Origin of the sequence: Pseudomonas sp. VA159-2, assembly GCF_024126635.1 — a bacterium.
GTDB classification, from domain to species: domain Bacteria; phylum Pseudomonadota; class Gammaproteobacteria; order Pseudomonadales; family Pseudomonadaceae; genus Aquipseudomonas; species Aquipseudomonas muyukensis.
In genome coordinates this window covers 1-24,041 of record NZ_JAMYBV010000041.1, presented here as the reverse complement: position 1 = coordinate 24,041, position 24,041 = coordinate 1, and the positions used below count along the sequence as shown (strand labels likewise).

Sequence of the window (24,041 nt, the reverse complement as noted above, 5' to 3'; positions counted from 1 at the left end):
TCCCTACGCAAGGCCTGCGTTCGGCCTCCTGAAGTCGCGAAGTTACGGGCGGCGCCTGCACTGGCGCAGCTGTCGCTCGTGGGCTAGGGCGCTAGCCTCTCGTTCGGCAACAGCAACAGCAACAGCAACAGCAACAGCAACAGCAACAGCAACAGCAACAACATCGGCCTCCCGGTTTTTTCGCTAATTGGCCATTTGCCCTCGCCAACCCCGGGCTTAACCTGAAAGTAGATGCCACTCAGGAGAAACCCGATGCGAACCCTCCGCCTGCCCATTGCCCTGCTGACCCTAGGCCTGCTTGCCCCGCTGTCGCCCGCCTGGGCCCATGGCGACAAGCCTGACCAAGTGAAGATCCTGCAGGAACAAACCCCCAGCAATGCCCCCGGCAAGAAAGCCGTGATGCTCACCGTCAGCTATGGCCCCGGCCAGGCCTCCCCGGCGCATCAGCACCCGGGCGCGGTCATGGCCTACGTGCTGGAAGGGGCCGTCACCTCGAAGCTCAACGACGAAGCCGAGAAAACCTACAAGGCCGGCGAGTTCTGGTACGAGGCGCCAGGCACCGTGCACAGCGTCTCGCGCAACGCCAGCACGACCCAGCCGGCCAAACTGCTGGTATGGAGCCTGGTGGACCAGGGGCGGCCAGTGACCGAGCCCCTGTCCCCTTGACCCCTCCGGACGGTTACAGCGCGCTCTGCGCCGCCTGGATCAGCGCGTTGTCGAGCACCTGGCAGGGCGCCACCTGCACGCTCTGGGTGTAGAAAGGCGGCAGGTTCTGCGCCAGCTCTGCCACAGCCTGCACCGTCACACCCGGATGGCGCAGCACGTATTGCAGGTTGGATGGGAACGACTGCGGCACAGGCCCCTCCATGGTCGAGCCATACGCCCCGAAGGTCATCACCGCCTCGCTGGTGCGCGGGTCGGGGATGTACAGGAAGACGAACGTGCCGTACTTGGGATGAGTGAGGTACTGCTGCGCCTCGGCACGCACCTGCGGGTCGTTGCTGTTCATCAGCTGCCAGCGCATCAAGGCATAGCGGCGCGTGGTTTCCATGAACGCCGTGCGGATGGGCGACTGCTTCTCCTGGCCGCCCAGGCAGGCCAGCAGGTTGCCGAACGGATCCAGCAAGGCCACGGCGTTCATCGTGTCGGCATGATGAGCGGTTTGGGTCAGCGGCTTGGCCAGGGCCGCGCCCGGCATGCGCGGGTTGTCGAACTTGACCGTCAACGCCCATGGGCTGAGTTCGCTCAGTGCCTTGCGCACCGCGCTGCCGGCCGGCAGCGAGGCTGGGTTCTTCAGTTGGTCAGGCGCCAGGCCGCTGTTGTTGCTCGCCTCGCGCACCGTATTGACGCTGGCATCGAAAATCGACCCGGTCAGGCTGAACACCCGCGCGTCGACGCTTTGCTTCGCGAAGACAGGGCCCGTCGAGCCCTGATACTGCCGATCGACAGGCTCGCCTACCGCGTAGTAGCCCCAGGTCTGCTGGGCTTTCTGGCGTACCTGCGGCGGCAGGGTCGGGAAGTCGAACTGGCTGTTGTAGTTGACCCCGGCATAGGTGTCGATGGCGCTGACCGCCACGTTGAAGCCGGCGGTGAGCAGGGAGCCTGCGCACATCGCGCAAGGGTCCAGGGTGGTGACCACGGTCAGCGCGCTGGGCTCTGGCAGGTTCAGGGCCTGACGGTTGTCGTAGTACCACTGCACCAGCTGGCGCTCGCCGTGGGCCGTCGGGTCATGGGGCAGGAATGGGGGTTGCGCGGTACTGTTGGGGTAGGGCATCAGCACATTGTTGTGCATGGCCTTCAGCACCTTGCCGGTGGCATTCTCGATGATGCAGCCGCCTACCGCGAAGGTCTTTTGCTGCGCGGCGAGAATGGCTTGGTCGGCGACGGTTTCCACGGCTTGCTGGGCGTTGCGAACGGTGTCCATGTTGACTCCCTGTCGTTGCTGCGCGAGGTGCGCAGGCAGACGATAGTCCAGGGCAGTCGGAACACAAGCGCCAGGCCGGAAAAGAAAAAACCTCCAGTGCTTGCGCATCTGGAGGTTTTTTCAATGTTTGGCTCCGCGACCTGGACTCGAACCAGGGACCCAATGATTAACAGTCATTTGCTCTACCGACTGAGCTATCGCGGAATCTGCGCGTATCTTACCCATGGCCCGAGGGAAGTCAAGCTTCCCTCGGACAATCAAGCAGTTACAGCACCTCGACGATGGCCTTGGTGACCACGTGGATGTTGCTCTGGTTCAGCGCGGCGACCGCGATGCGACCGGTGTCCAGCGCATAGATGCCGAACTCGTTCTTCAGGCGTGCGACCTGGTCAACGGTCAGGCCCGAGTAGGAGAACATGCCGACCTGGCGGCCGACGAAGCTGAAGTCGCGGTTGGCGCCGTACTCGGCCAGCAACTGGACCATCTGCTTGCGCATGCCATGGATGCGGGTGCGCATCTCGGCGAGCTCGGTTTCCCACATCTGGCGCAGTTCGGCGCTGTTGAGCACGGCGGCGACGATGCTGGCGCCGTGGGTCGGCGGGTTGGAGTAGGTGGTGCGGATCACCCGCTTGACCTGCGACAGCACGCGGGTGCTCTCGTCCTTCGAGGCGGTGACGATCGACAGCGCGCCGACGCGCTCGCCATACAGCGAGAACGACTTGGAGAACGAGCTGGAAACGAAGAACTCCAGGCCCGACTCGGCGAACAGGCGCACGGCGAAGGCGTCTTCGTCGATGCCGTCGCCGAAGCCCTGGTAGGCCATGTCGAGGAACGGCACGTGGCCCTTGGCCTTGACCACTTCCAGCACGTTCTTCCAGTCGTCCAGGGTCAGGTCGACGCCGGTCGGGTTGTGGCAGCAGGCGTGCAGGACGATGATCGAGCCGGCGGGCAGGGTGTTCAGGTCCTCGAGCATGCCGGCGCGGTTGACGCCATTGCTGGCGGCATCGTAGTAGCGGTAGGTCTGCACCGGGAAACCGGCGCTCTCGAACAGGGCGCGGTGGTTTTCCCAGCTCGGGTCGCTGATGGCGACCACGGCGCCCGGCTGCAGGCGCTTGAGGAAGTCGGCGCCGATCTTCAGCGCGCCGGTGCCGCCAACGGCTTGCACGGTGACCACGCGGCCGGCGGCCAGCAGCGGCGACTCGGCACCGAAGATCAGCTTTTGCACGGCCTGGTCGTACTGGGCGATGCCGTCGATCGGCAGGTAGCCGCGGGAGGCGTGCTGGGCGGCACGCGCGGTCTCGGCTTCGATCACCGCGCGCAGCAGCGGGATACGGCCTTCCTCATTGCAGTAAACGCCCACGCCCAGGTTCACCTTGTCGGTGCGGGTATCGGCGTTGAATGCTTCGTTGAGGCCCAGGATGGGGTCGCGGGGTGCCAGCTCGACAGCGGAAAACAGGCTCATTGTTACCTTGGCTCTGATAGGAGAGTGATAGGGGGGCCACGCTCCAGCCGAAGGCACTGAAGCGGTGCGCAAACGGGGAGTCAGTATAGTGATACCGACCGGTCACCGCGACAGTCTGGCGCTGCTTTTCCAGCGGTTTGCGCAAATATTTTTCGACCATTGGTCGAATTGCCCGGTCCATTGCAATGCGCGTTGACAACTGGGCCCTGAAAGCCACGCCCGAGGCGCGCATTTGGGTATAGACTACTGGCTAAATTTACAGTTGCCGCGACATCCACGAGGTCCGTCATGTCCGAGTTCCAGCTCGTCACCCGATTCCAGCCGGCCGGCGACCAGCCCGAGGCCATCCGCCTGATGGTCGAGGGCATCGACGCCGGCCTTTCGCACCAGACCCTGCTCGGGGTGACCGGCTCGGGCAAGACCTTCAGCATCGCCAACGTGATCCAGCAGGTGCAGCGCCCGACCATGGTGCTGGCGCCGAACAAGACCCTGGCGGCCCAGTTGTACGGCGAGTTCAAGGCATTCTTCCCGAACAACGCGGTGGAGTACTTCGTTTCGTACTACGACTACTACCAGCCCGAAGCCTATGTGCCGTCGTCGGACACCTTCATCGAGAAGGACGCCTCGATCAACGACCATATCGAACAGATGCGCCTGTCGGCGACCAAGGCGCTGCTGGAACGGCGCGACGCGATCATCGTCACCACCGTTTCGTGCATCTACGGCCTGGGCAGCCCCGAGACCTACCTGAAGATGGTCCTGCACGTCGACCGCGGCGACAAGCTCGACCAGCGCGCCCTGCTGCGACGCCTGGCAGACCTGCAGTACACCCGCAACGAGATGGACTTCGCCCGCGCCACGTTCCGGGTGCGGGGCGACGTGATCGATATCTTCCCGGCCGAATCCGACCTCGAGGCCATTCGCATCGAGCTGTTCGACGACGAGGTGGAGAACATCGCCGCCTTCGATCCGTTGACTGGCGAGGTGATCCGCAAGTTGCCGCGTTTCACCTTCTACCCCAAGAGCCACTACGTGACCCCGCGCGAGACCCTGCTCGACGCGGTGGAGGGCATCAAGGAAGAGCTCAAGGACCGGCTCGAGTACCTGAACACGCACAACAAGCTGGTCGAGGCCCAGCGCCTGGAGCAACGCACCCGTTTCGACCTGGAGATGATCCTCGAGCTGGGCTACTGCAACGGCATCGAGAACTACTCGCGCTACCTCTCCGGGCGTCCGGCCGGGGCGCCGCCGCCCACCCTCTACGACTACCTGCCGGCCGACGCCCTGCTGGTCATCGACGAGTCCCACGTCAGCGTTCCGCAGGTCGGCGCCATGTACAAGGGCGACCGCTCGCGCAAGGAAACCCTGGTGAAGTACGGCTTCCGCCTGCCATCGGCGCTGGACAACCGGCCGATGCGTTTCGACGAGTGGGAAGCGGTGAGCCCGCAGACCATCTTCGTTTCCGCCACCCCGGGGCCCTACGAGGCCGAGCATGCCGGGCGCGTGGTCGAGCAGGTGGTGCGCCCGACCGGTCTGGTCGACCCGCAGGTCGAGGTGCGTCCGGCGCTGACCCAGGTCGACGACCTGCTGTCGGAGATCGGCAAGCGCGTCGCCCAGGGCGAGCGGGTACTGGCCACCACCCTGACCAAGCGCATGGCCGAGGACCTTACCGACTACCTGGCCGATCACGATGTGCGGGTACGCTACCTGCACTCGGACATCGACACCGTCGAGCGGGTCGAGATCATTCGCGACCTGCGCCTGGGCACTTTCGACGTGCTGGTGGGCATCAACCTGCTGCGCGAGGGCCTGGACATGCCCGAGGTGTCGCTGGTGGCGATCCTCGATGCCGACAAGGAGGGCTTCCTGCGCTCCGAGCGTTCGCTGATCCAGACCATCGGCCGCGCCGCGCGCAACCTCAACGGCAAGGCGATCCTCTACGCCGACAACATGACCGGCTCGATGCAGCGCGCCATCGACGAGACCGAGCGGCGCCGCGAGAAACAGTTGGCCTTCAACCAGGCCAACGGCATCGTGCCCAGGGGGGTGGTCAAGGACATCACCGACATCATGGAAGGCGCCACCGTGCCAGGGGCGCGCAGCAAGAAGCGCAAGGGCATGGCCAAGGCCGCGGAGGAGGCCGGGCGTTACGAGGCCGAGCTGCAGAGCCCGGCCGAGATCACCAAGCGTATCAAGCAGCTGGAAGAGAAAATGTTCCAGTTCGCCCGCGACCTGGAGTTCGAGGCAGCGGCGCAGCTGCGCGACGAGATCGGCAAGTTGCGTGAGCGCTTGCTGGCTAGCTAAAGCCCTATGCAATCCTTGTAGGAGCGGCCTTGTGTCGCGAAAGGGCAGCGCAGCAGCCCCAGGATCTCAGCGTCAAGGCAGAACTTGCCGGGGCCGCTTTGCGGCCCTTCCGCGACACAAGGCCGCTCCTACAGGTCAGGTGTAACTCGATCAGTGCGCTTCGCCCGTTTTCAACCCCTGCGGCAACTTGCGCGTCAGCAACACCGCCAGCATGCTCACCGCCAGTCCAATCCCGACAAAATGGAAGGCGTCGTTGTAGGCCATGATCAACGCCTGTTGGTGGGTGATTTCGCTCAGCTTGCCCAGCGCGGCGTTGTCGCTGCCCAGGCGCTCGGCCAGTTGCCCCAGACGCTCGGCCACCCGCGGGTTGCTCGGTACCAACGCCTCGCGCAGGTAGTCGAAATACACCTTGGTGCGCGCATCCAGCAGCGTTGCCAGCAGGGCGATGCCGATGGCGCCGCCGAGGTTGCGCAAGATGTTGAACAGGCTCGAGGCCGACCCTGCATCCTGTGGCTGGATATACGCCGTGGCGATCAGCGAAATGGTGACCATGATCATTGGCTGGCCGATGGCGCGGATCACCTGGATCTGGTTGAACTGCGGCCCGGCGAAGTCGGGGTTGAGCACCCCGGAGCTGAAGCTGGCCACGCCGAACAGGCAAAAGCCCAGGGCGCAGAGCACCTTGGGCGAGATCACCTTCATCAATTGCGGCACCAGCGGAATCAGGAACAACTGCGGAATACCCATCCACATGATCACCTCGCCGATCTGCAGGGCGTTGTAGCCCTGGATCTGCGCCAGGTACAGCGGCAGCAGGTAGATCGAGCCGTACAACCCCACGCCCATGCCCAGGCTGGCGATGCTCGACAGGCCGAAGTTGCGGTTGCCGAGGATGCGCAGGTTGATCAGCGGATGGGCGCGGGAGAACTGCAGGATCACGAACAGGATCAGGCTGAGCAGGGCGACCGTGCCAAGGCCGACGATCAGGCTCGATTCCAGCCAGTCCTTGCGATGGCCTTCCTCGAGAAACACCTGCAGGCAACCCAGGCCCAGGCCGAGGCTGACGATGCCGGCGTAGTCGGTGCTTTTCAGCAGCTCCCAGTGCGCGGCCTTCTTTTCCAGGCCGTAGAGCAGGCCGGCGATCATCACCAGCCCCGGCGGGATGTTGATGTAGAAGATGTATTCCCAGCCCCAGTTCTCGGTCAGCCAGCCGCCCAGGGTCGGGCCGATCGAAGGGGCGAAGGTGGCGGTCATGGCGAACATGGCCATGCCCTTGGCGCGGTGGTGTTCGGGCAGCTTGATCAGGGTCAGGGTGAAGGCCAGCGGGATCAGCGCGCCGCCGGTGAAGCCCTGCATCGCACGGAACAGGATCATGCTTTCCAGGTTCCAGGCCATCGAGCACAGCAGCGATGAGGCCAGGAAACCCAGCGATACCCACACCGCCAAACGCCGTGCCGAGAGCAGCTGCACCAGCCAGGCGGTGAGGGGGATCATGATGATCTCCGCCACCAGGTAGGACGTGGAGATCCATGAGCCTTCCTCCAGGGTCGCCGACAGCGCGCCCTGGATGTCCTTGAGCGACGAGTTGGTGATCTGGATGTCCAGTACCGCCATGAAGGCCCCCAGCATCACGCTCATCACCGCGATCCAGTCGCGCCGGCTCGGCTCGGCCGTGGGGCGCAGCAGTGGGTCACCGGCCATCCGCGTTGCCGTCACGCAGGTCGACCGTGGCCGTGACCGACATGCCCGGGCGGATGCGGCCATGCAGCGGGTTGTCGGCGGCGAAGGTCAGCTTGACCGGGATGCGTTGCACCACCTTGGTGAAGTTGCCGGTGGCGTTGTCGGGCGGCAGCAGGCTGAACTGCGCGCCGGAGGCGGCGAACAGGCTGTCGACGCGGGCTTCGATGGGCGTGTCGGGGTAGCTGTCGAACAGCAGTTCGGCGCGTTGGCCGGGGTGCATCCTGCCGATCTGGGTTTCCTTGAAGTTGGCCTGCACCCAGATGTCCTCGTCCGGGACGATCGACAGCAGGTAGGCGCCGGCCTGCACCACCTGGCCATTGCGTGCGCTGCGCTGGCCGATGGTGCCGCTGATCGGCGCATGGATGGCGCAGCGGGTGAGGTTGAGCTCGGCCTGGGCCAGGTCGGCGCGGGCGTTGGCAATTTGTGCGTCGAGGCGCTTGAGCTCGGCGCTCAGCGCATCGACCTGCTGGCGCTGGCCCTTGAGGTCGGCCTGGGCCTTGTCCACCTGCGAACGGGCGACGTGGCTTTCGGCCGCCAGGGTGGTGACCCGTTCCTCGGAGACGAAGCCGGGCTTGCGCAGGGCCTGGGCGCGGTTGAGGTCGAGCTGCGAGCGGTCGAGGGTGGCCTGGTTGGCCGCCACCTGGGCCTGGCCGGCGGCGATCAGGCTGCCCTGTTGGGTCAGGCGGCTCTGCGCCTGTGCCAGCTGCGCTTCACGGGTGGCCAGGGCGGCGCGGGCGCGGGCCACGGCCAGTTCGAAGTCCGCCGTCTCCAGGTGCACCAGCAGGTCGCCCTGGCGCACATGCTGGTTGTCCTCCACCGGCACCTGGTCGATGCGCGCGCCCAGTTGGCTGGAGATGCGGGTGATCTCGCCCTGGACGTAGGCGTTGTCGGTGCTCTCGTAGAAGCGCCCCTTGAAGTACCAGTGGCCCAGGAAGGCGAGGGCGACCAGCAGCACCAGGGTGATGAAGATCAGCAGGCGGCGTTTGAGTTGGGCGGGCATGGGAGACCAGGATTGCAAAAGTGTAAGCAAATTTAACAGCGGTACCCGGCAGGCTCACAAGTGACGATAGCGCCATTGCTGGAGCCCGGTACCTGCTCCCTGCTAACATTCGGCCTTTGTTTGAATCTTCGTTCGAGACTCACCATGACCACCGTTCGCACGCGTATCGCGCCATCGCCCACCGGCGACCCCCATGTCGGCACCGCCTACATCGCCCTGTTCAACTACTGCTTCGCCAAGCAGCACGGCGGTGAGTTCATCCTGCGGATCGAAGACACCGACCAGTTGCGCTCGACCCGCGAGTCGGAGCAGCAGATCTTCGACGCCCTGCGCTGGCTGGGCATCGAATGGAACGAAGGCCCGGATGTCGGCGGCCCGCACGGCCCCTACCGGCAGAGCGAGCGTGGCGAGATCTACGCCCAGTACGCCAAGCAACTGGTCGATGCCGGCCACGCCTTCTATTGCTTCTGCACCGCCGAAGAGCTGGAGCAGATGCGCGCCGAGCAGATGGCCCGCGGCGAGACCCCGCGCTACGACGGCCGCGCCCTGTTGCTGAGCGCCGAGGAAGTGCAGCGCCGCCTGGCTGCCGGCGAGCCGCACGTGATCCGCATGAAGGTGCCGAGCGAAGGCATCTGCGTGGTGCCGGACATGCTCCGTGGCGACGTCGAGATCCCGTGGGACCGCATGGACATGCAGGTGCTGATGAAGAACGACGGCCTGCCGACGTACTTCCTGGCCAACGTGGTCGACGACCACCTGATGGGCATCACCCACGTCCTGCGCGGCGAGGAATGGCTGCCGTCGGCGCCGAAGCTGATCAAACTGTACGAGTACTTCGGTTGGGAGCAGCCCAAGCTGTGCTACATGCCGCTGCTGCGCAACCCGGACAAGTCCAAGCTGTCCAAGCGCAAGAACCCGACCTCGGTGACCTTCTACGAGCGCATGGGCTTCATGCCCGAGGCGATGCTCAACTACCTCGGGCGCATGGGCTGGTCGATGCCTGACGAGCGCGAGAAGTTCTCCCTGGCCGAAATGGTCGAGCACTTCGACCTGTCGCGCATCTCCCTGGGTGGCCCGATCTTCGACATCGAGAAGCTGTCGTGGCTCAACGGCCAGTGGCTGCGTGAGCTGCCGGTGCAGGAGTTCGCCGCGCGGGTGCAGAAGTGGGCGTTCAACAGCGACTACATGATGCAGATCGCCCCGCACGTGCAGGGCCGGGTCGAAACCTTCAGCCAGATCGCCCCGCTGGGCGGCTTCTTCTTCGAAGGCGCGCTCAAGCTCGACGCCAAGCTGTTCGAAAGCAAGAAGCTGTCCGCCGACCAGGTTCGCCAGGTGATGCAGTTGATCCTGTGGAAGCTGGAAAGCCTGCGCCAGTGGGAAAAGGAGCGCATCACCGGGTGCATCCAGGCCGTGGTCGAGGCGCTGGAGCTCAAGCTGCGTGACGCCATGCCGCTGATGTTCGCCGCCATTACTGGCCAGGCCAGCTCGGTGTCGGTGCTCGACGCCATGGAAATCCTCGGCCCCGACCTGACTCGCTATCGCCTGCGCCAGGCCCTGGACTTGCTCGGCGGCGTGTCGAAGAAAGAAAACAAGGAGTGGGAAAAGCTGCTGGCGAACATCGCCTGATAGCCTTGCGCTGTACTGTAGGAGCGGCCTTGCGTCGCGAAAGGGCCGCGTAGCGGCCCCGGCGATCGATGCACTGATGCTGAAAACGAGGGACCGCTTTGCGGTCCTTTCGCGACACAAGGCCGCTCCTACAGGGGGCGAGGTTGCGAAGTACATCGGGGCAGGGCGGTAAGTGATTGTTATCTGTGAAAAAAATTTTGAATAATTTCAAAAATTCGTTTGACAGCCCCGCAATCCGATCTTAATATGCGCCCCGTCCACAGCGATGAACGAAAACGAAATGCCAGGCACCCAGCCAGCGCTTCGGTTCAAAGCGACATTGTGGGGCTATAGCTCAGCTGGGAGAGCGCCTGCATGGCATGCAGGAGGTCAGCGGTTCGATCCCGCTTAGCTCCACCAAATTCCGCTTGATGGCCAAGGCCGTCAGGCAAGACCGGTTCCAGCAAACGGGTCTTGAAGGTAAGAAGGTTCGTCCCCTTCGTCTAGTGGCCTAGGACACCGCCCTTTCACGGCGGTAACAGGGGTTCGAGTCCCCTAGGGGACGCCAGTTTTGCACAAGCGATGCTGTATTGTCGCTGGGCCGAGAGGCTAGAAATCCGGGGCTATAGCTCAGCTGGGAGAGCGCCTGCATGGCATGCAGGAGGTCAGCGGTTCGATCCCGCTTAGCTCCACCAATTTTGCCGCGATCCGCGAAAGCGGGTCGGCACGAAGGTTACGTCCCCTTCGTCTAGTGGCCTAGGACACCGCCCTTTCACGGCGGTAACAGGGGTTCGAGTCCCCTAGGGGACGCCACTTTTACCCGCGTTTTGCGGGAGTTGAAAGGCTCATCATCAGATGGATGAGCCTTTTGTTTTACTCGGGGCTATAGCTCAGCTGGGAGAGCGCCTGCATGGCATGCAGGAGGTCAGCGGTTCGATCCCGCTTAGCTCCACCAATTCGCCACGTTGCGTGAAAACGTAACGGCATGAAGGTTAAGTCCCCTTCGTCTAGTGGCCTAGGACACCGCCCTTTCACGGCGGTAACAGGGGTTCGAGTCCCCTAGGGGACGCCAATTTTTTACCCGCGTTTTGCGGGACTTATAAGGCTCATTCGATTATTGAATGGGCCTTTTGTTTTTCCGCCTTCCCGAAAAACTGCCGCGGCGAACCCTGGCCGAAAATTCTGCTTGCCAATAAATATTATGAGCATAATATGTTGATCATCATATTTTAGGTGAGCCATGAGCGACAAGAAGAGCCAAACCCGCGAACGCATCCTCGAGGCTGCCCGCGGCGCGTTGATCCAGCAGGGGCCCGCCGAGCCCAGCGTCAGCCAGGTGATGGGCGCTGCCGGGTTGACCGTGGGGGGCTTCTACGCTCACTTCCAGAGCAAGGACGAGCTGATGCTCGAGGCGTTCCGCCAATTGCTCGATGAGCGCCGGGCCTTGCTGGCCCAGCTCGACCCGAAGCTGCTGGGTACCGAGCGACGGGCACTGGCTGCGGCGTTCTACCTGTCGCGCAAGCACCGTGACGCTGAAGTGCAGGCCTGCCCCATCCCCAGCGCCCTGGGCGAGATGCAGCGCCTGCCGGACGCTTTTCGTGAGGTACTGGGCGAGCATATCGAGCTGATGACCGCGCAAATGGTCGACCGTCCGGAGGACATCGACAAGGCGCTCGCCGACTTGGCCCTGATGATCGGTGGCTTGTCTTTGGCTCGTGCCCTGGGGCCTGGCGAGCTGTCCGACCGGATCCTGCGTGCTGCCAAATCGGCAGTGATCTGACCCCCCCCGACCCCCTGGAGCAAGGCGATGACGACCCTCAGCTGGATTCGCGGTGTCAACGGCACCCTCGGCCACCTGGCCCCCGAACATGTCGCCGGCAGGATGCGCCGCGCCTTCATGAGCCCGCGCAGCCTGCCGCCCAAGCCGTGGGAGCTGCCGCTGCTGGCCAAGGCCGAGCGCATCACCCTGCGCTTCGGCCTGTCGGCATTGCGCTGGGGCCAGGGCCCGACCGTGCTGTTGCTGCATGGTTGGGAAGGGCGGCCGACCCAGTTTGCCGCGTTGATCGAAACCCTGGTCGACAGCGGTCACACCGTGGTGTCGCTGGAAGGGCCGGGGCACGGCCGTTCGCCGGGTGAGAAGGCCAATGTGGTGCTGTTCGCCCGCGCCCTGCTGGAAGCGGCGGCCGAATTGCCGCCGTTGCGCGCGGTGATCGGCCACTCCATGGGCGGCGCCAGCCTGCTGCTGGCCCTGCAATGGGGGCTGCGCACCGATGCCGCGGTCAGTATCGCCGCGCCGGCGCAACTGCTTGGGGTGTTGCGCGGTTTCGCCCAGCGGCTTGGCCTGCCGGCGCGCGCGCGGGCGGCGTTCATTCGCCAGGTGGAACGCGATGTCGGGGTGCAGATCAGCCGCCTCGATGTCAGTGGCTACCAGTTGGACATCCCTGGGCTGGTGGTGCACGCCGAGGACGACAAGCTGGTCCTGGCCAGCGAAGCCCCACTGATCCACAAGGCCTGGTTCGACAGCCGCCTGCTGCTGCTCGAGGCGGGCGGCCACCTGCGGGTGCTGGCCGACCCGCGCCTGGGCCAGGCCGTGCTGGAGCTGCTGGCGCGCAGCACCCAGCGCGCACGGCAAAGCGCCTGAGCATCCGTTACACTCTGCCCGGTCACTGAAATCGCGGGAGCGGGCATGAGCTGGGATCTGGCAGCACCATTCATCATCGACCTTCGTGTCGGCAGCGAAGACATCGACGGCCTTGGCCACGCCAACAACGCCGTCTACGTCACCTGGCTGGAGCGCTGCGCCTGGCGCCATTCCCAGCGCCTGGGCCTGGACCTGGCCGAATACCGGCGCCTGGACCGGGCCATGGCGGTGGTCCGCCATGAAATCGACTACCTCGCCGCCGCCTACGAGGACGACGAGTTGCAGCTGGCCACCTGGATCATCGACTGGGATCAGCGCCTGCGCATGACCCGGCGTTTCCAGCTCAAGCGCCCGAGCGACGGCGTGACTTTGCTGCGCGCGCAGACCACCTTTGCCTGCATCGAACTGTCCAGCGGCAAGCCACGGCGCATGCCGGCGGAGTTCCTCGACGGTTATGGCCCGGCGCTGATCGGCAGCTGAACGGCGGCGGATTTTTGCTAGACTGCCGCCTTTTTCGCGGCGAGACCCTGACATGCAAATTGCCCTGGCCCCCATGGAGGGGCTGGTCGACAACATCCTGCGCGACGTCCTGACCCGGGTGGGCGGCATCGATTGGTGCGTCACCGAGTTCATTCGCGTCTGCGACCGCCTGCTGCCGGCGTCGTCGTTCGACAAGCTGGCCCCGGAGCTGCGCCAGGGCGCGCGAACGGCGGCAGGCGTGCCGATGCGCGTGCAGCTGCTGGGTTCCGACCCGGTGTGCCTGGCCGAGAATGCGGCCCTGGCCTGCGAGCTGGGCGCGCCGGTGATCGACCTGAACTTCGGCTGCCCGGCCAAGACCGTCAACAAGTCGCGGGGCGGGGCGGTGCTGCTCAAGGAGCCCGAGTTGCTGCATGCGATCGTGGCTGAGGTGCGCAGGGCGGTGCCGGCGCATATCCCAGTCACGGCCAAGATGCGCCTGGGCTACGACAGCCCCGATGGCGCGCTCGATTGTGCCCGAGCCTTGGTCGAGGGCGGCTCGGCGCATCTGGTGGTGCATGCGCGCACCAAGGTCGAGGGTTACAAGCCGCCGGCCCATTGGGAGTGGGTGGCGCGGGTGCAGGATGTGGTCAAGGTGCCGGTGTTCGCCAATGGCGAGATCTGGACCGTCGACGACTGGCGGCGCTGCCGTGAGGTCAGCGGGGCGCAGGACATCATGCTGGGGCGTGGGCTGGTGTCGCGCCCGGACCTGGCCCTGCAGATCGCCGCGGCCCGCGATGGCGTCGAATACCAGCCGATGAGCTGGGAAGAGCTGCTGCCGCTGCTGCGCGAGTTCTGGCGTCAGGCCCAGGACAAGCTATCGCCGCGCTACGCGCCGGGGCGGATGAAGCAGTGGCTGGCGATGCTGACCCGGGGTTATCCGCAGGCGGTGGCGTTGTTTGCCGAGCTGCGTCGGGAGGATGACTGCCAGCGGATCAGTGGGTTGCTGGGGGTTCAGATGCAGGCCGTCGAGGCTTGTGTCGCCTGAGCCGACGTTATCGCGGGCAAGCCCGCTCCCACGATGCCATACCCAGTCGAAAAATTTTTCAGGCCAGCCCTTGAAAGCTTTTTGCCCGGACATATCTCTTGAGTACGCGATGCCGAAGTCGGGTCGCGTAATGACTTTACTTGCTGAATCTCAGGAGTTCATGACCATGACTACCGCTTTCTCTCTCGCACCTCTTTTCCGCAACTCTGTGGGTTTCGACCGTTTCAACGACCTGTTCGAAGCCGCCGCACGTAACGAGGCCGGTAGCAGCTACCCGCCCTACAACGTGGAAAAGCATGGCGACGATCAATACCGCATCGTGGTTGCAGCCGCCGGCTTCCAGGAGCAGGACCTCGACCTGCAGGTTGAAAAAGGTGTCCTCACCGTGATCGGTGGCAAGCGCGACAACAGCAGCGAAGGCGTCACCTTCCTGCACCAGGGCATTGCCCAGCGCGCCTTCAAGCTGTCGTTCCGCCTGGCCGACCACATCGAGGTCAAGGGTGCGGGCCTGGCCAACGGCCTGCTCAGCATCGAGCTGCTGCGCGTGGTACCGGAAGAGGCCAAGGCCAAGCGTATCCCGATCAATGGCGAAAAGCCTGCGCTGAACTGAGTTTGGCACGATGAAAGAAAGGGCACCTGCGGGTGCCCTTTCTGCTTTGCAGGCCCCTGTAGGAGCGGCCTTGTGTCGCGAAAGGGACGCGAAGCGCCCCCCGGATTCGTGCATCAAGCTGATATCGCCGGGGCCGCCATGCGGCCCTTTCGCGACACAAGGCCGCTCCTACAGGGATCGCGTGTTTTCAGTAGTCCGCCGGTGTTTCCATCAGCATCTGGCGGAACTCCGGCAGCGGCAATGGCCGGCTATGCAGGTAGCCTTGGTACAGGTGGCAGCCCAGCCGCTCGAGGAACTCCAGTTGCTCGCTCAGCTCGACCCCCTCGGCGATCACCGTCAGTTCCAGGCTGCGGGCCATGGCGACGATGGCGCGGACGATCTCGGCGTCGTTGGGGTCCACCGGGGCGTCGCGCACGAAGGTCTGGTCGATCTTCAGCGTGTCTACCGGCAGGCGCTTGAGGTAGGTCAGCGACGAATAACCGGTGCCGAAATCGTCCATAGCGAAGCTCACGCCGTAGCGCTTGAGCTCGCGCATCTTGCTGATGGTGTCTTCGAGGTTCTGGATGACGATGCCCTCGGTGATCTCCAGCTTGAGAATGTGCCGGGGCAGGCGGTAGTCGTCCAGGCTGCGCAGCACCCGCTCGACGAAGTCGTTCTGGCGAAATTGCCGTGGGCTGATGTTGACGCACAGGCTGAAATCGTCGGCGTCGATCAAGCCGTCGGCCAGCATGCGCGCGCAGGCGTCGCAAGCTTCGTCGAGGATCCAGCTGCCAACTTCGAGGATCAGGCCGCTTTCCTCGAGCACCTGGATAAACTGCGCCGGCGGTTGCTGGCCCAGTTGCGGATGGTGCCAGCGCAGCAGCACCTCGGCGCCGACGATGCGGTTGTCGCGGGCGTCGACCTGGGGTTGGAAGTGCAGCGCCAGTTCGCCCCGGGCCAGGGCCAGGCGCAGGTCGCTCTCCATGCGCAGGCGCTCGCTGGCGGCCTTTTGCATGGTGGTGTGGAACAGCTGGGTAGTGTTGCGCCCGGAGTCCTTGGCCCGGTACAGGGCGATGTCGGCGCGCTTGAGCAGGTCGGCCGGGGTGGCGCCGTGGTCGGGGATCAGCGCCACGCCGATACTCGGCGTCACCTGCAGGCGCTGGCCGTCCAGCGACATGGGCTCGGCCAGCAGCTCGCGCAGGGTGTCGGCCAGCTCGCGGACCTTGCCCTCGACCAGCTCGCGGCTGCCTTCCAGGCCGCTGAGCAGCACCACGAACTCGTCGCCGCCCAGGCGCGCCACGGTGTCCTCCAGGCGTACGCTGGCCTCCAGGCGCGCGGTGATGATCTTCAGCACCGTGTCGCCCACCGGGTGGCCCAGCGAGTCGTTGATGTGCTTGAAGTGGTCGAGGTCGAGGAACAACAACGCGCCGCGCAGGTTGTGGCGCTTGAGCAGGGCGATCTGCTGGCTCAGGCGGTCCATCAGCAGGGCGCGATTGGGCAGGTTGGTCAACGGGTCATGGTAGGCCAGGTGGCGGATCTGCGCCTGGGCGTTCTTCAGCAGGCTGACATCGCGGGCGGTGAGCAGCAGGCAGTCGGTTTCGTTGAGGCTGATCGGCTCCACCGAGACTTCCACGGTAAGAATGTCGCCGCGCTTGTTGCGCCCGAGCATTTCCCGGTGGTGCACGCGGCCACGTTCGCGCAGCTCGTTGAGCAGGGCGCCGCGTTGCTTCTCGTCGGCCCAGATGCCGATCTCGTATACCGTGCGCCCGACCACCTCGGCGGCGCTGTAGCCGGTCAGGCGGCTGAACCCGTCGTTGACCTCCAGGTAGCGCCCGCTCTGGCGCTCGGTAATGGTGATGGCGTCGGGGCTGGAGTGGAAGGCCTTGGCGAACTTTTCCTCGCTGGCCTTCAGCGCGGCCTCGGCGCGCTGTTGCTGGGTGATGTCGCGCAGGGTGGTGACGCTGCAGGGCTGGCCATCGACGCTGATCAGGCGGCTGGAGATCACGCAGGTCAGGGGCGTGCCGTTGCGATGGTTGACCCCCACCGCGACGTTGCTCAGGGCCTGGTCGCGGATCACCCGTTCGATGCGCTGCGCGCGTTCGGCCGACTCGGCCCACAGGCCTAGCTCCTCGGCGGTGTGGCCGAGCACTTGGGCGGCGTTCCAGCCGAAGGTCTGGCTGAAGGCCGGATTGATCTCGATGAACTGGCCGGTGTCCTGGCGGGTCACGCAGATCGGGTCGGGGCTGACCTGGAACAGGCTGGCGAACTTCTCTTCCGAGGCGCTCAGGCGTTGCTCGCGCTCGACCTGCTCGGTGATATCGAGCAAGGTGCCGGCCATGCGCAGCGGGTTGCCCTGGTCGTCGCGGTACAGCCGCGCGCGGCTTTCGATATAGCGTGAGGCGCCGTTGTCCAGTTGCACCTGGTAGGTGATCTGGTAGTTGCCGGCGGGCCCTTCGCGCAGGCTGCGGTAAGCCTGGCGCATGGCGTTGCGCTCCTGCTCGGGCACGCCTTCGAAGAATGCCTCGAACGACTCGTGGAACGGCACCGGGTCCAGGCCGTGCAGCTGGGCGGCGCGAGCCGAGCCGTAGAGCATGCCGCTGGGGATGTGCCAGTCCCAGGTGCCCAGCTGGGCAGAGTCCAGGGCCAGGTCGAGGCGCTCCTGGCTGTCCTTGAGCGCCTGTTCGGCGCGCTTGCTCTCGCTGGTGTCGACGAAGGTGCTGATCAGGTAGGTGACCCCCTCCATCTCGATGCCCTGGGTGCAGAGGATGCCGTCGTGAACCTTGCCGCTGGTGGCGCGGAACTGCACCTCCAGGGTCAGCGGGCCGCTGCCGGCGCGGGTGGCGTCCAGCACCTGGTGACGTTGCTCGGGGTTGACCCATAGGCCCAGCTCCAGGCTGGTCTTGCCGACCACCTGGGCCCCCGGCCAGCCGAACATATGCTCGAAGTGCTGGTTGACCTCGATGATCAGGCCGTCGTGGCGGCGGGTCAGGAGGATGGCGTTGGGGCTCAGGTGAAACAGCGTGGCGAAGCGCTTCTCCGAGTTGATCAGCGCGGTTTCCCGCTCGCGCTGGCGGGTGATCTCGCGGATCACCCCGATCATCTGCGGCCGGCCGTTGGCGTCGTGGGTCAGGCTGCCGTTGATCTCCAGCCAGTGCATGCTGCCGTCGGGCCACTGGATGCGATGGCGCATGGCCTGCTCGATCGGTTCGCCGTTGACCACCGCCTGGAACGCCTGGCGGGTGCGGGCGCGGTCTTCCTCGGGCAGCAGGTCGAGGTAGTCGATGTCGTTGGGCAGCGGGCGTTGCGGGTCGAAACCGAACAGCGCCTGGGTGCCGCGCGACCAGCTGACCCGACCGCTGTCGATGTCCCACAGCCAGGCGCCCAGGCGCGCGCCGTTGAGCGCGGCGAGCAATTGTGGCGCGTTCTGCCAGGCCTGCTCCGATTCCTGGGGGTCGGCCGCCGGAATGCGGGGCAGGCGCGCAAAGCGGTTTGCTGATTTGGGCATCGATACCAGACCTTTGGCAAATGAAGCTTCCCTGTAGCGCTGACGACCGGTCAGGCGGACCCTGCGTGGCTGTCGAGCAGCGCCATGAAGGCCCTGGCCGCGTTCGACAGCGTACGCTCCGTGTGCAGAATGTAGCCTAGCTGGCGCGACAGCTGTATGCCCGGCAGGGCGATGGGCGCCACCTGCTCGTCGAGCATGGTGCGCGGCAGCACGCTCCAGGCCAGGCCGATGGACACCATCATCTTGATGGTTTCCAGGTAGTTGGTGCTCATGGCGATGTTCGGCGCCAGGCCCTGGCTTTCGAACAAGCGCTGGACGATATGGTGGGTGAAGGTGTTGCCGCCGGGGAACACCGCCGGGTGGCGGGCCACATCGGCCAGGCTCACGGTGCCGTTGCGGGCCAGCGGGTGTTCCGGCGAGGCGACGAAATCCAGGGCGTCGGCCCACACCGGCACGGCGCGCACCAGGTGGTGTGGCTCGGGCGCCAGGGTGATCACGGCAATCTCGGCGCGGCCATGCAGCACTTCGTCGTAGGCCGCCTCGGAATCGAGGAACTCGATGTCCAGCGCCACCGCCGGGTACTGGCGGGTAAAGGCGCGCAGCAGCGGCGGCAGGCGATGCAGGCCGATATGGTGGCTGGTGGCCAGGGTCAGGCGACCGCTCACCGCCCCGCTGAGGTTGGTCAATGCGCGGCGCGTATCATCGAGCACATTGAGGATCTGGTAGGCGCGGGGCAGCAGGGCACGGCCGGCCTCGGTCAGGGTCACCTCGCGGCCGAGGCGGTCGAACAGGCGCACGTCCAGTTGCTGTTCGAGCCCGGCGATGCGCTTGCTGATGGCCGGCTGGGTCAGATGCAGGCGTTCGCCGGCGCCAGAGAAACTGCCGGTTTCGGCGATGGCGATGAAGGCGCTGAGGTTGGCCAGGTCCATCTATTTGAATTCCTGATGGTTATGCAAAGCATGAAAATTATGAATTTGAGTTATTCAATCTATCGCCATAGCATCGTCCGTACAAGCCAAGGGGTCTTTGGCATAGAAAGACGCTGATGAGGAACAGTCTGATGGCTGGCAAAACGCTCTACGACAAACTCTGGGAAGCTCATGAGGTCAAGCGCCGCGATGACGGCTCTTCCTTGATCTACATCGATCGCCACATCATCCACGAAGTGACCTCGCCCCAGGCGTTCGAAGGCCTGCGCCTGGCCGGGCGCAAGCCTTGGCGCATCGATGCCAACATCGCCACCCCCGACCACAACGTGCCGACCACGCCAGAGCGCAAGGGCGGCATCGAGGCCATCGCCGACCAGGTGTCGCGCCTGCAGGTGCAGACCCTCGACGAGAACTGTGACGAATATGGCATCGTCGAATTCAAGATGAATGACGAGCGCCAGGGCATCGTCCATGTCATCAGCCCGGAGCAGGGTGCCACCTTGCCGGGCATGACCGTGGTCTGCGGCGACTCGCACACCTCCACCCACGGCGCGTTCGGCGCCCTGGCCCATGGCATCGGCACCTCCGAGGTCGAGCACGTGCTCGCCACCCAGTGCCTGGTGGCCAAGAAGATGAAGAACATGCTGGTGCGCGTCGAAGGCCAGTTGCCCGAGGGCGTCACCGCCAAGGACATCGTCCTCGCCGTGATCGGCAAGATCGGCACCGCCGGTGGCAACGGCCACGCCATGGAGTTTGCCGGCAGTGCCATTCGCGAGCTGTCGATGGAAGGCCGCATGACCATCTGCAACATGTCGATCGAAGCCGGGGCCCGCGTCGGCCTGGTGGCCACCGATGCGACCACTATCGCTTATGTCGAAGGGCGTCCCTACGCGCCCAAGGGCGAGCAGTGGGCGCGTGCGGTAGAGGCCTGGAAGGACCTGGTGTCGGATGCTGATGCGGTGTTCGACACCGTGGTCGAGCTGGATGCCACGCAGATCAAGCCGCAAGTCAGCTGGGGCACCTCGCCCGAGATGGTGCTGGCGGTGGACCAGCGTGTGCCGGACCCGGCTGCCGAGGCCGACCTGATCAAGCGTGGCTCGATCGAGCGGGCGTTGAAGTACATGGGCCTGAGCGCCAACCAGGCGATCACCGACATCAAGCTCGACCGCGTGTTCATCGGTTCGTGCACCAACTCGCGTATCGAAGACCTGCGTGCCGCCGCCGAGATCGCCAAGGGGCGCAAGGTTGCCGCCAGTGTCAAGCAAGCCATCGTGGTGCCGGGCTCGGGCCTGGTCAAGGCCCAGGCCGAGCGCGAGGGGTTGGACAAGATCTTCCTTGCGGCGGGCTTCGAATGGCGTGAACCAGGCTGCTCGATGTGCCTGGCGATGAACCCGGACCGCCTGGAGAGCGGCGAGCACTGCGCGTCTACCTCCAACCGCAACTTCGAGGGCCGCCAGGGCGCTGGCGGGCGTACCCACCTGGTCAGCCCGGCCATGGCTGCCGCCGCCGCGGTGACCGGCCACTTCATCGACGTCCGCGAGTTGATCCAAGGGAGCGCAGCATGAAAGCCTTTACCCAGCACACCGGCTTGGTCGCGCCGTTGGATCGCGCCAACGTCGACACCGACCAGATCATCCCCAAGCAGTTCCTCAAGTCGATCAAGCGCACCGGCTTCGGCCCCAACCTGTTCGACGAATGGCGCTACCTGGACGTGGGCCAGCCCTACCAGGACAACAGCAAGCGCCCGCTGAACCAGGAATTCGTGCTCAACCACGCACGCTACCAGGGCGCCAGCGTGTTGCTGGCGCGGGAGAACTTCGGTTGCGGCTCGAGCCGCGAGCATGCGCCCTGGGCGCTGGACGAATACGGCTTCCGTAGCGTGATTGCGCCAAGCTTCGCCGACATCTTCTTCAACAACAGCTTCAAGAACGGCCTGTTGCCGATCATCCTCGACGCCGCTGAAGTCGACGCGCTGTTCAAGCAGGTCGAGGCCAACCCGGGTTACCAGTTGACCATCGACCTCGAGGCCCAGGCGGTGACCCGCCCGGACGGCAAGGTACTGAAGTTCGAGATCGACGCCTTCCGCAAGCATTGCCTGCTCAATGGCCTGGACGATATCGGCCTGACCTTGCAGGACAGCGAGGCGATCAAGGCGTTCGAGGGCAAGCACCGCGCCAGCCAGCCCTGGTTGTTCCGCGATTGATCGACGGCCTCGGCACGACGCGTGGGAGCGGGCTTGCCCCGCGATGAGGCCCATTGGACACTGAGTTTTTCCGGCGCGCCCGCGAGGCGCGCCGCTTGATTGGATAGAGGAACGCATGAGCAAGCAGATTCTGATTCTCCCAGGTGATGGCATCGGTCCGGAAATCATGGCCGAGGCGGTCAAGGTGCTGGAGCTGGCCAACGACAAGTTCCAGCTTGGCTTCACCCTGGCCCATGACGTGATCGGTGGCGCGGCCATCGACAAGCACGGCGTGCCGCTGGCCGACGAGACCCTGGAACGCGCGCGCCAGGCCGACGCGGTGCTGCTCGGCGCGGTGGGCGGGCCGAAGTGGGACAAGATCGAGCGTGACATCCGCCCTGAGCGCGGCTTGCTGAAGATCCGCTCGCAACTGGGCCTGTTCGCCAACCTGCGCCCGGCCATCCTCTATCCGCAGTTGGCCGACGCCTCGTCGCTCAAGCCCGAGATCGTCTCCGGCCTGGATATCCTCATCGTCCGCGAGCTGACCGGCGGCATCTACTTCGGCGCGCCACGCGGCCAGCGCGAGCTGCAAGGCGGCGAACGCCAGGCCTATGACACCCTGCCGTACAGCGAGAGCGAAGTGCGCCGCATCGCCCGTGTCGGTTTCGACATGGCCCGCGTGCGCGACAAGAAGTTGTGCTCGGTGGACAAGGCCAACGTGCTGGCTTCCAGCCAGTTGTGGCGCGAAGTGGTCGAGGACGTGGCCAAGGACTACCCGGACGTCGAGCTGAGCCACATGTACGTGGACAACGCCGCCATGCAGCTGGTGCGCGCGCCCAAGCAGTTCGACGTGATGGTCACCGACAACATGTTCGGCGACATTCTGTCGGATGAGGCTTCCATGCTCACCGGTTCCATCGGCATGCTGCCGTCGGCGTCGCTGGATGCCAACAACAAGGGCATGTACGAGCCGTGCCACGGTTCGGCGCCGGACATCGCCGGGCAAGGTATCGCCAACCCGCTGGCGACCATTCTCTCGGTGTCGATGATGCTGCGCTACAGCTTCAGCCAGACGACCGCCGCCGAGGCGATCGAGCAGGCCGTGAGCCGCGTGCTGGACCAGGGCCTGCGCACCGGCGATATCTTCTCCGAGGGTTGCCGCAAGGTGGGTACGCAGGAAATGGGCGACGCAGTAGTCGCAGCGCTGCGGAATCTGTAATCTCTCTGGCCCGCTACCAAAAACTCCCGGTGGCGGCCCACTTTTAGCAAAGGTGTAGTTGCGATGAAACGTGTAGGTCTGATCGGTTGGCGTGGAATGGTCGGTTCCGTGCTCATGCAGCGGATGCTCGAAGAGCAGGACTTCGACCTGATCGAGCCGGTGTTCTTCACCACCTCCAACGTCGGTGGCCAAGGCCCGAACGTGGGCAAGGATACTGGCCCGCTCAAGGACGCCTACAGCATCGACGAGCTCAAGACCCTCGACGTGATCCTGACCTGCCAGGGCGGCGACTACACCAACGAAGTGTTCCCCAAGCTGCGCGAGGCCGGCTGGCAGGGCTACTGGATCGACGCCGCTTCGTCCCTGCGCATGCAGGATGACGCGGTGATCATCCTCGATCCGGTCAACCGCAAGGTCATCGACCAGCAGTTGGATGCGGGGACCAAGAACTACATCGGTGGCAACTGCACCGTCAGCCTGATGCTGATGGGCCTGGGCGGCCTGTTCGAAGCCGGCCTGGTCGAGTGGATGAGCGCGATGACCTACCAGGCGGCCTCCGGTGCCGGCGCGCAGAACATGCGTGAGCTGATCCGCCAGATGGGCGGTATCAATGCCGCTGTCGCCGATGACCTGGCCAATCCGGCCAGCGCCATCCTCGACATCGACCGCAAGGTTGCCGAGGCCATGCGTGGCGAAGGGTTCCCGACCGAAAACTTCGGCGTGCCGCTGGCCGGCAGCCTGATTCCGTGGATCGACAAGGAACTGCCGAACGGGCAGAGCCGCGAAGAGTGGAAGGCCCAGGCCGAGACCAACAAGATCCTCGGTCGCTTCAAGAACCCAGTGCCGGTGGATGGCATCTGCGTGCGCATCGGCGCCATGCGTTGCCACAGCCAGGCGCTGACCATCAAGCTGAACAAGGATGTGCCGCTGGCGGATATCGAAGGCATGATCAGCCAGCACAACCCTTGGGTGAAGTTGGTGCCGAACCAGCGTGATATCAGCATGCAGGAGCTGAGCCCGACCAAGGTGACCGGTACCCTGAACGTGCCGGTCGGGCGGTTGCGCAAGCTGAACATGGGGTCGCAGTATCTCGGTGCCTTCACCGTTGGCGACCAGCTGCTGTGGGGCGCTGCCGAGCCGCTGCGGCGCATGCTGCGGATTTTGCTGGAGCGGTGATCTGGGTGGTTTGAGTTGGGATTTTGAATAACCCGTATTGCGAGAGTGATGCGGGTTCTTTTATGGGTGTCAGATTCGTTGTTGGTTGTTGGTTGTTGGTTGTTGGTTGTTGGTTGTTGGTTGTTGGTTGTTCGTTGTTTGTTTTAATGTTTTTATTCACATTCATTTGCGATGTCGACGCATAGTCACCTTTCCGCCCTTACGGCCATCCCTTTCAAGGTCTTTTGGTTTTAGCGGCCTTGATGACCCGATCGGTTGAAA

General features: G+C 64.7%; 18 protein-coding genes and 7 tRNA genes. 18 read left to right on the top strand and 7 right to left on the bottom strand.

The window, feature by feature from the left end; translation table 11 throughout:
• Positions 1-252 precede the first annotated feature (252 nt).
• Positions 253-666, top strand: coding sequence for a cupin domain-containing protein (locus tag NJG22_RS23410; protein ID WP_253098217.1), 414 nt, complete (start codon positions 253-255; stop codon positions 664-666).
• 13 nt (positions 667-679) lie between these two features.
• On the opposite strand, the gene NJG22_RS23405 is transcribed toward NJG22_RS23410, so the two are convergent.
• The 3 genes from NJG22_RS23405 to NJG22_RS23395 form a co-directional block, all read right to left on the bottom strand.
• A complete protein-coding gene (locus NJG22_RS23405) occupies positions 680-1,924 on the bottom strand; it encodes a nucleoside deaminase (protein WP_253098215.1) in 1,245 nt (414 codons plus the stop codon).
• A 128-nt stretch (positions 1,925-2,052) separates the two neighbouring features.
• Positions 2,053-2,128: transfer RNA gene (locus NJG22_RS23400), tRNA-Asn, on the bottom strand.
• A gap of 61 nt (positions 2,129-2,189) precedes the next feature.
• The gene (locus NJG22_RS23395; RefSeq protein WP_217853592.1) at positions 2,190-3,386 is read right to left on the bottom strand and encodes an amino acid aminotransferase; all 1,197 of its coding nucleotides are present in this window, start codon (positions 3,384-3,386) and stop codon (positions 2,190-2,192) included.
• A 288-nt stretch (positions 3,387-3,674) separates the two neighbouring features.
• Between NJG22_RS23395 and uvrB the strand changes: the two genes are divergently transcribed.
• Positions 3,675-5,690 carry an excinuclease ABC subunit UvrB gene (uvrB, locus tag NJG22_RS23390; RefSeq protein ID WP_253098213.1) on the top strand — a complete coding sequence of 672 codons (2,016 nt, stop codon included), beginning with the start codon at positions 3,675-3,677 and terminating at the stop codon, positions 5,688-5,690.
• A gap of 150 nt (positions 5,691-5,840) precedes the next feature.
• On the opposite strand, the gene NJG22_RS23385 is transcribed toward uvrB, so the two are convergent.
• The gene (locus NJG22_RS23385; protein ID WP_253098219.1) at positions 5,841-7,331 is read right to left on the bottom strand and encodes an MDR family MFS transporter; all 1,491 of its coding nucleotides are present in this window, start codon (positions 7,329-7,331) and stop codon (positions 5,841-5,843) included.
• 49 nt (positions 7,332-7,380) lie between these two features.
• On the bottom strand, positions 7,381-8,430 hold the full coding sequence (locus NJG22_RS23380) for an HlyD family secretion protein (protein ID WP_253098211.1): 1,050 nt from the start codon (positions 8,428-8,430) through the stop codon (positions 7,381-7,383).
• A gap of 144 nt (positions 8,431-8,574) precedes the next feature.
• On the opposite strand from NJG22_RS23380, the gene gltX reads away from it, so the two are divergent.
• The 12 genes from gltX (at position 8,575) to NJG22_RS23320 (ending at position 14,790) form a co-directional block, all read left to right on the top strand.
• The gene (gene gltX / locus NJG22_RS23375) at positions 8,575-10,056 is read left to right on the top strand and encodes a glutamate--tRNA ligase (protein ID WP_253098209.1); all 1,482 of its coding nucleotides are present in this window, start codon (positions 8,575-8,577) and stop codon (positions 10,054-10,056) included.
• Positions 10,057-10,379: 323 nt separating this feature from the next.
• Positions 10,380-10,455: transfer RNA gene (locus tag NJG22_RS23370), tRNA-Ala, on the top strand.
• A 72-nt stretch (positions 10,456-10,527) separates the two neighbouring features.
• Positions 10,528-10,603: transfer RNA gene (locus NJG22_RS23365), tRNA-Glu, on the top strand.
• A 51-nt stretch (positions 10,604-10,654) separates the two neighbouring features.
• Positions 10,655-10,730: transfer RNA gene (locus NJG22_RS23360), tRNA-Ala, on the top strand.
• Positions 10,731-10,772: 42 nt separating this feature from the next.
• Positions 10,773-10,848 (top strand) — tRNA-Glu (locus NJG22_RS23355).
• Positions 10,849-10,914: 66 nt separating this feature from the next.
• Positions 10,915-10,990: transfer RNA gene (locus NJG22_RS23350), tRNA-Ala, on the top strand.
• Between the two features lie 41 nt (positions 10,991-11,031).
• Positions 11,032-11,107 (top strand) — tRNA-Glu (locus tag NJG22_RS23345).
• Positions 11,108-11,275: 168 nt separating this feature from the next.
• On the top strand, positions 11,276-11,815 hold the full coding sequence (locus NJG22_RS23340) for a TetR/AcrR family transcriptional regulator (RefSeq protein ID WP_253098207.1): 540 nt from the start codon (positions 11,276-11,278) through the stop codon (positions 11,813-11,815).
• Between the two features lie 27 nt (positions 11,816-11,842).
• Positions 11,843-12,676, top strand: coding sequence for an alpha/beta fold hydrolase (locus tag NJG22_RS23335; RefSeq protein ID WP_253098204.1), 834 nt, complete (start codon positions 11,843-11,845; stop codon positions 12,674-12,676).
• Positions 12,677-12,721: 45 nt separating this feature from the next.
• Positions 12,722-13,156 carry a thioesterase family protein gene (locus NJG22_RS23330; protein ID WP_166884286.1) on the top strand — a complete coding sequence of 145 codons (435 nt, stop codon included), beginning with the start codon at positions 12,722-12,724 and terminating at the stop codon, positions 13,154-13,156.
• A gap of 52 nt (positions 13,157-13,208) precedes the next feature.
• A complete protein-coding gene (locus NJG22_RS23325) occupies positions 13,209-14,180 on the top strand; it encodes a tRNA-dihydrouridine synthase (RefSeq protein WP_253098202.1) in 972 nt (323 codons plus the stop codon).
• 166 nt (positions 14,181-14,346) lie between these two features.
• Positions 14,347-14,790: an Hsp20 family protein gene (locus tag NJG22_RS23320; protein WP_134693298.1), complete on the top strand. Its 444-nt coding sequence runs from the start codon at positions 14,347-14,349 to the stop codon at positions 14,788-14,790.
• A 187-nt stretch (positions 14,791-14,977) separates the two neighbouring features.
• Here the strand turns inward: NJG22_RS23320 and NJG22_RS23315 are convergent, their stop codons facing one another.
• Together NJG22_RS23315 and NJG22_RS23310 are read right to left on the bottom strand one after the other, a co-directional pair.
• Complete coding sequence (locus tag NJG22_RS23315; protein WP_253098200.1) at positions 14,978-18,274, bottom strand: EAL domain-containing protein; 3,297 nt, start codon at positions 18,272-18,274, stop codon at positions 14,978-14,980.
• A gap of 50 nt (positions 18,275-18,324) precedes the next feature.
• Positions 18,325-19,203: a LysR family transcriptional regulator gene (locus tag NJG22_RS23310; protein WP_253098198.1), complete on the bottom strand. Its 879-nt coding sequence runs from the start codon at positions 19,201-19,203 to the stop codon at positions 18,325-18,327.
• 131 nt (positions 19,204-19,334) lie between these two features.
• Between NJG22_RS23310 and leuC the strand changes: the two genes are divergently transcribed.
• From leuC to asd, 4 genes are all read left to right on the top strand, one after another.
• Positions 19,335-20,768 carry a 3-isopropylmalate dehydratase large subunit gene (gene leuC / locus NJG22_RS23305; protein ID WP_253098196.1) on the top strand — a complete coding sequence of 478 codons (1,434 nt, stop codon included), beginning with the start codon at positions 19,335-19,337 and terminating at the stop codon, positions 20,766-20,768.
• Positions 20,765-21,406 carry a 3-isopropylmalate dehydratase small subunit gene (gene leuD / locus NJG22_RS23300; protein ID WP_253098194.1) on the top strand — a complete coding sequence of 214 codons (642 nt, stop codon included), beginning with the start codon at positions 20,765-20,767 and terminating at the stop codon, positions 21,404-21,406. The genes leuC and leuD overlap by 4 nt, the downstream gene beginning before the upstream one ends.
• Positions 21,407-21,521: 115 nt before the next feature.
• Positions 21,522-22,604: a 3-isopropylmalate dehydrogenase gene (leuB, locus tag NJG22_RS23295; RefSeq protein ID WP_253098191.1), complete on the top strand. Its 1,083-nt coding sequence runs from the start codon at positions 21,522-21,524 to the stop codon at positions 22,602-22,604.
• A gap of 63 nt (positions 22,605-22,667) precedes the next feature.
• A complete protein-coding gene (gene asd, locus NJG22_RS23290; RefSeq protein WP_253098189.1) occupies positions 22,668-23,780 on the top strand; it encodes an aspartate-semialdehyde dehydrogenase in 1,113 nt (370 codons plus the stop codon).
• Positions 23,781-24,041 lie beyond the last annotated feature (261 nt).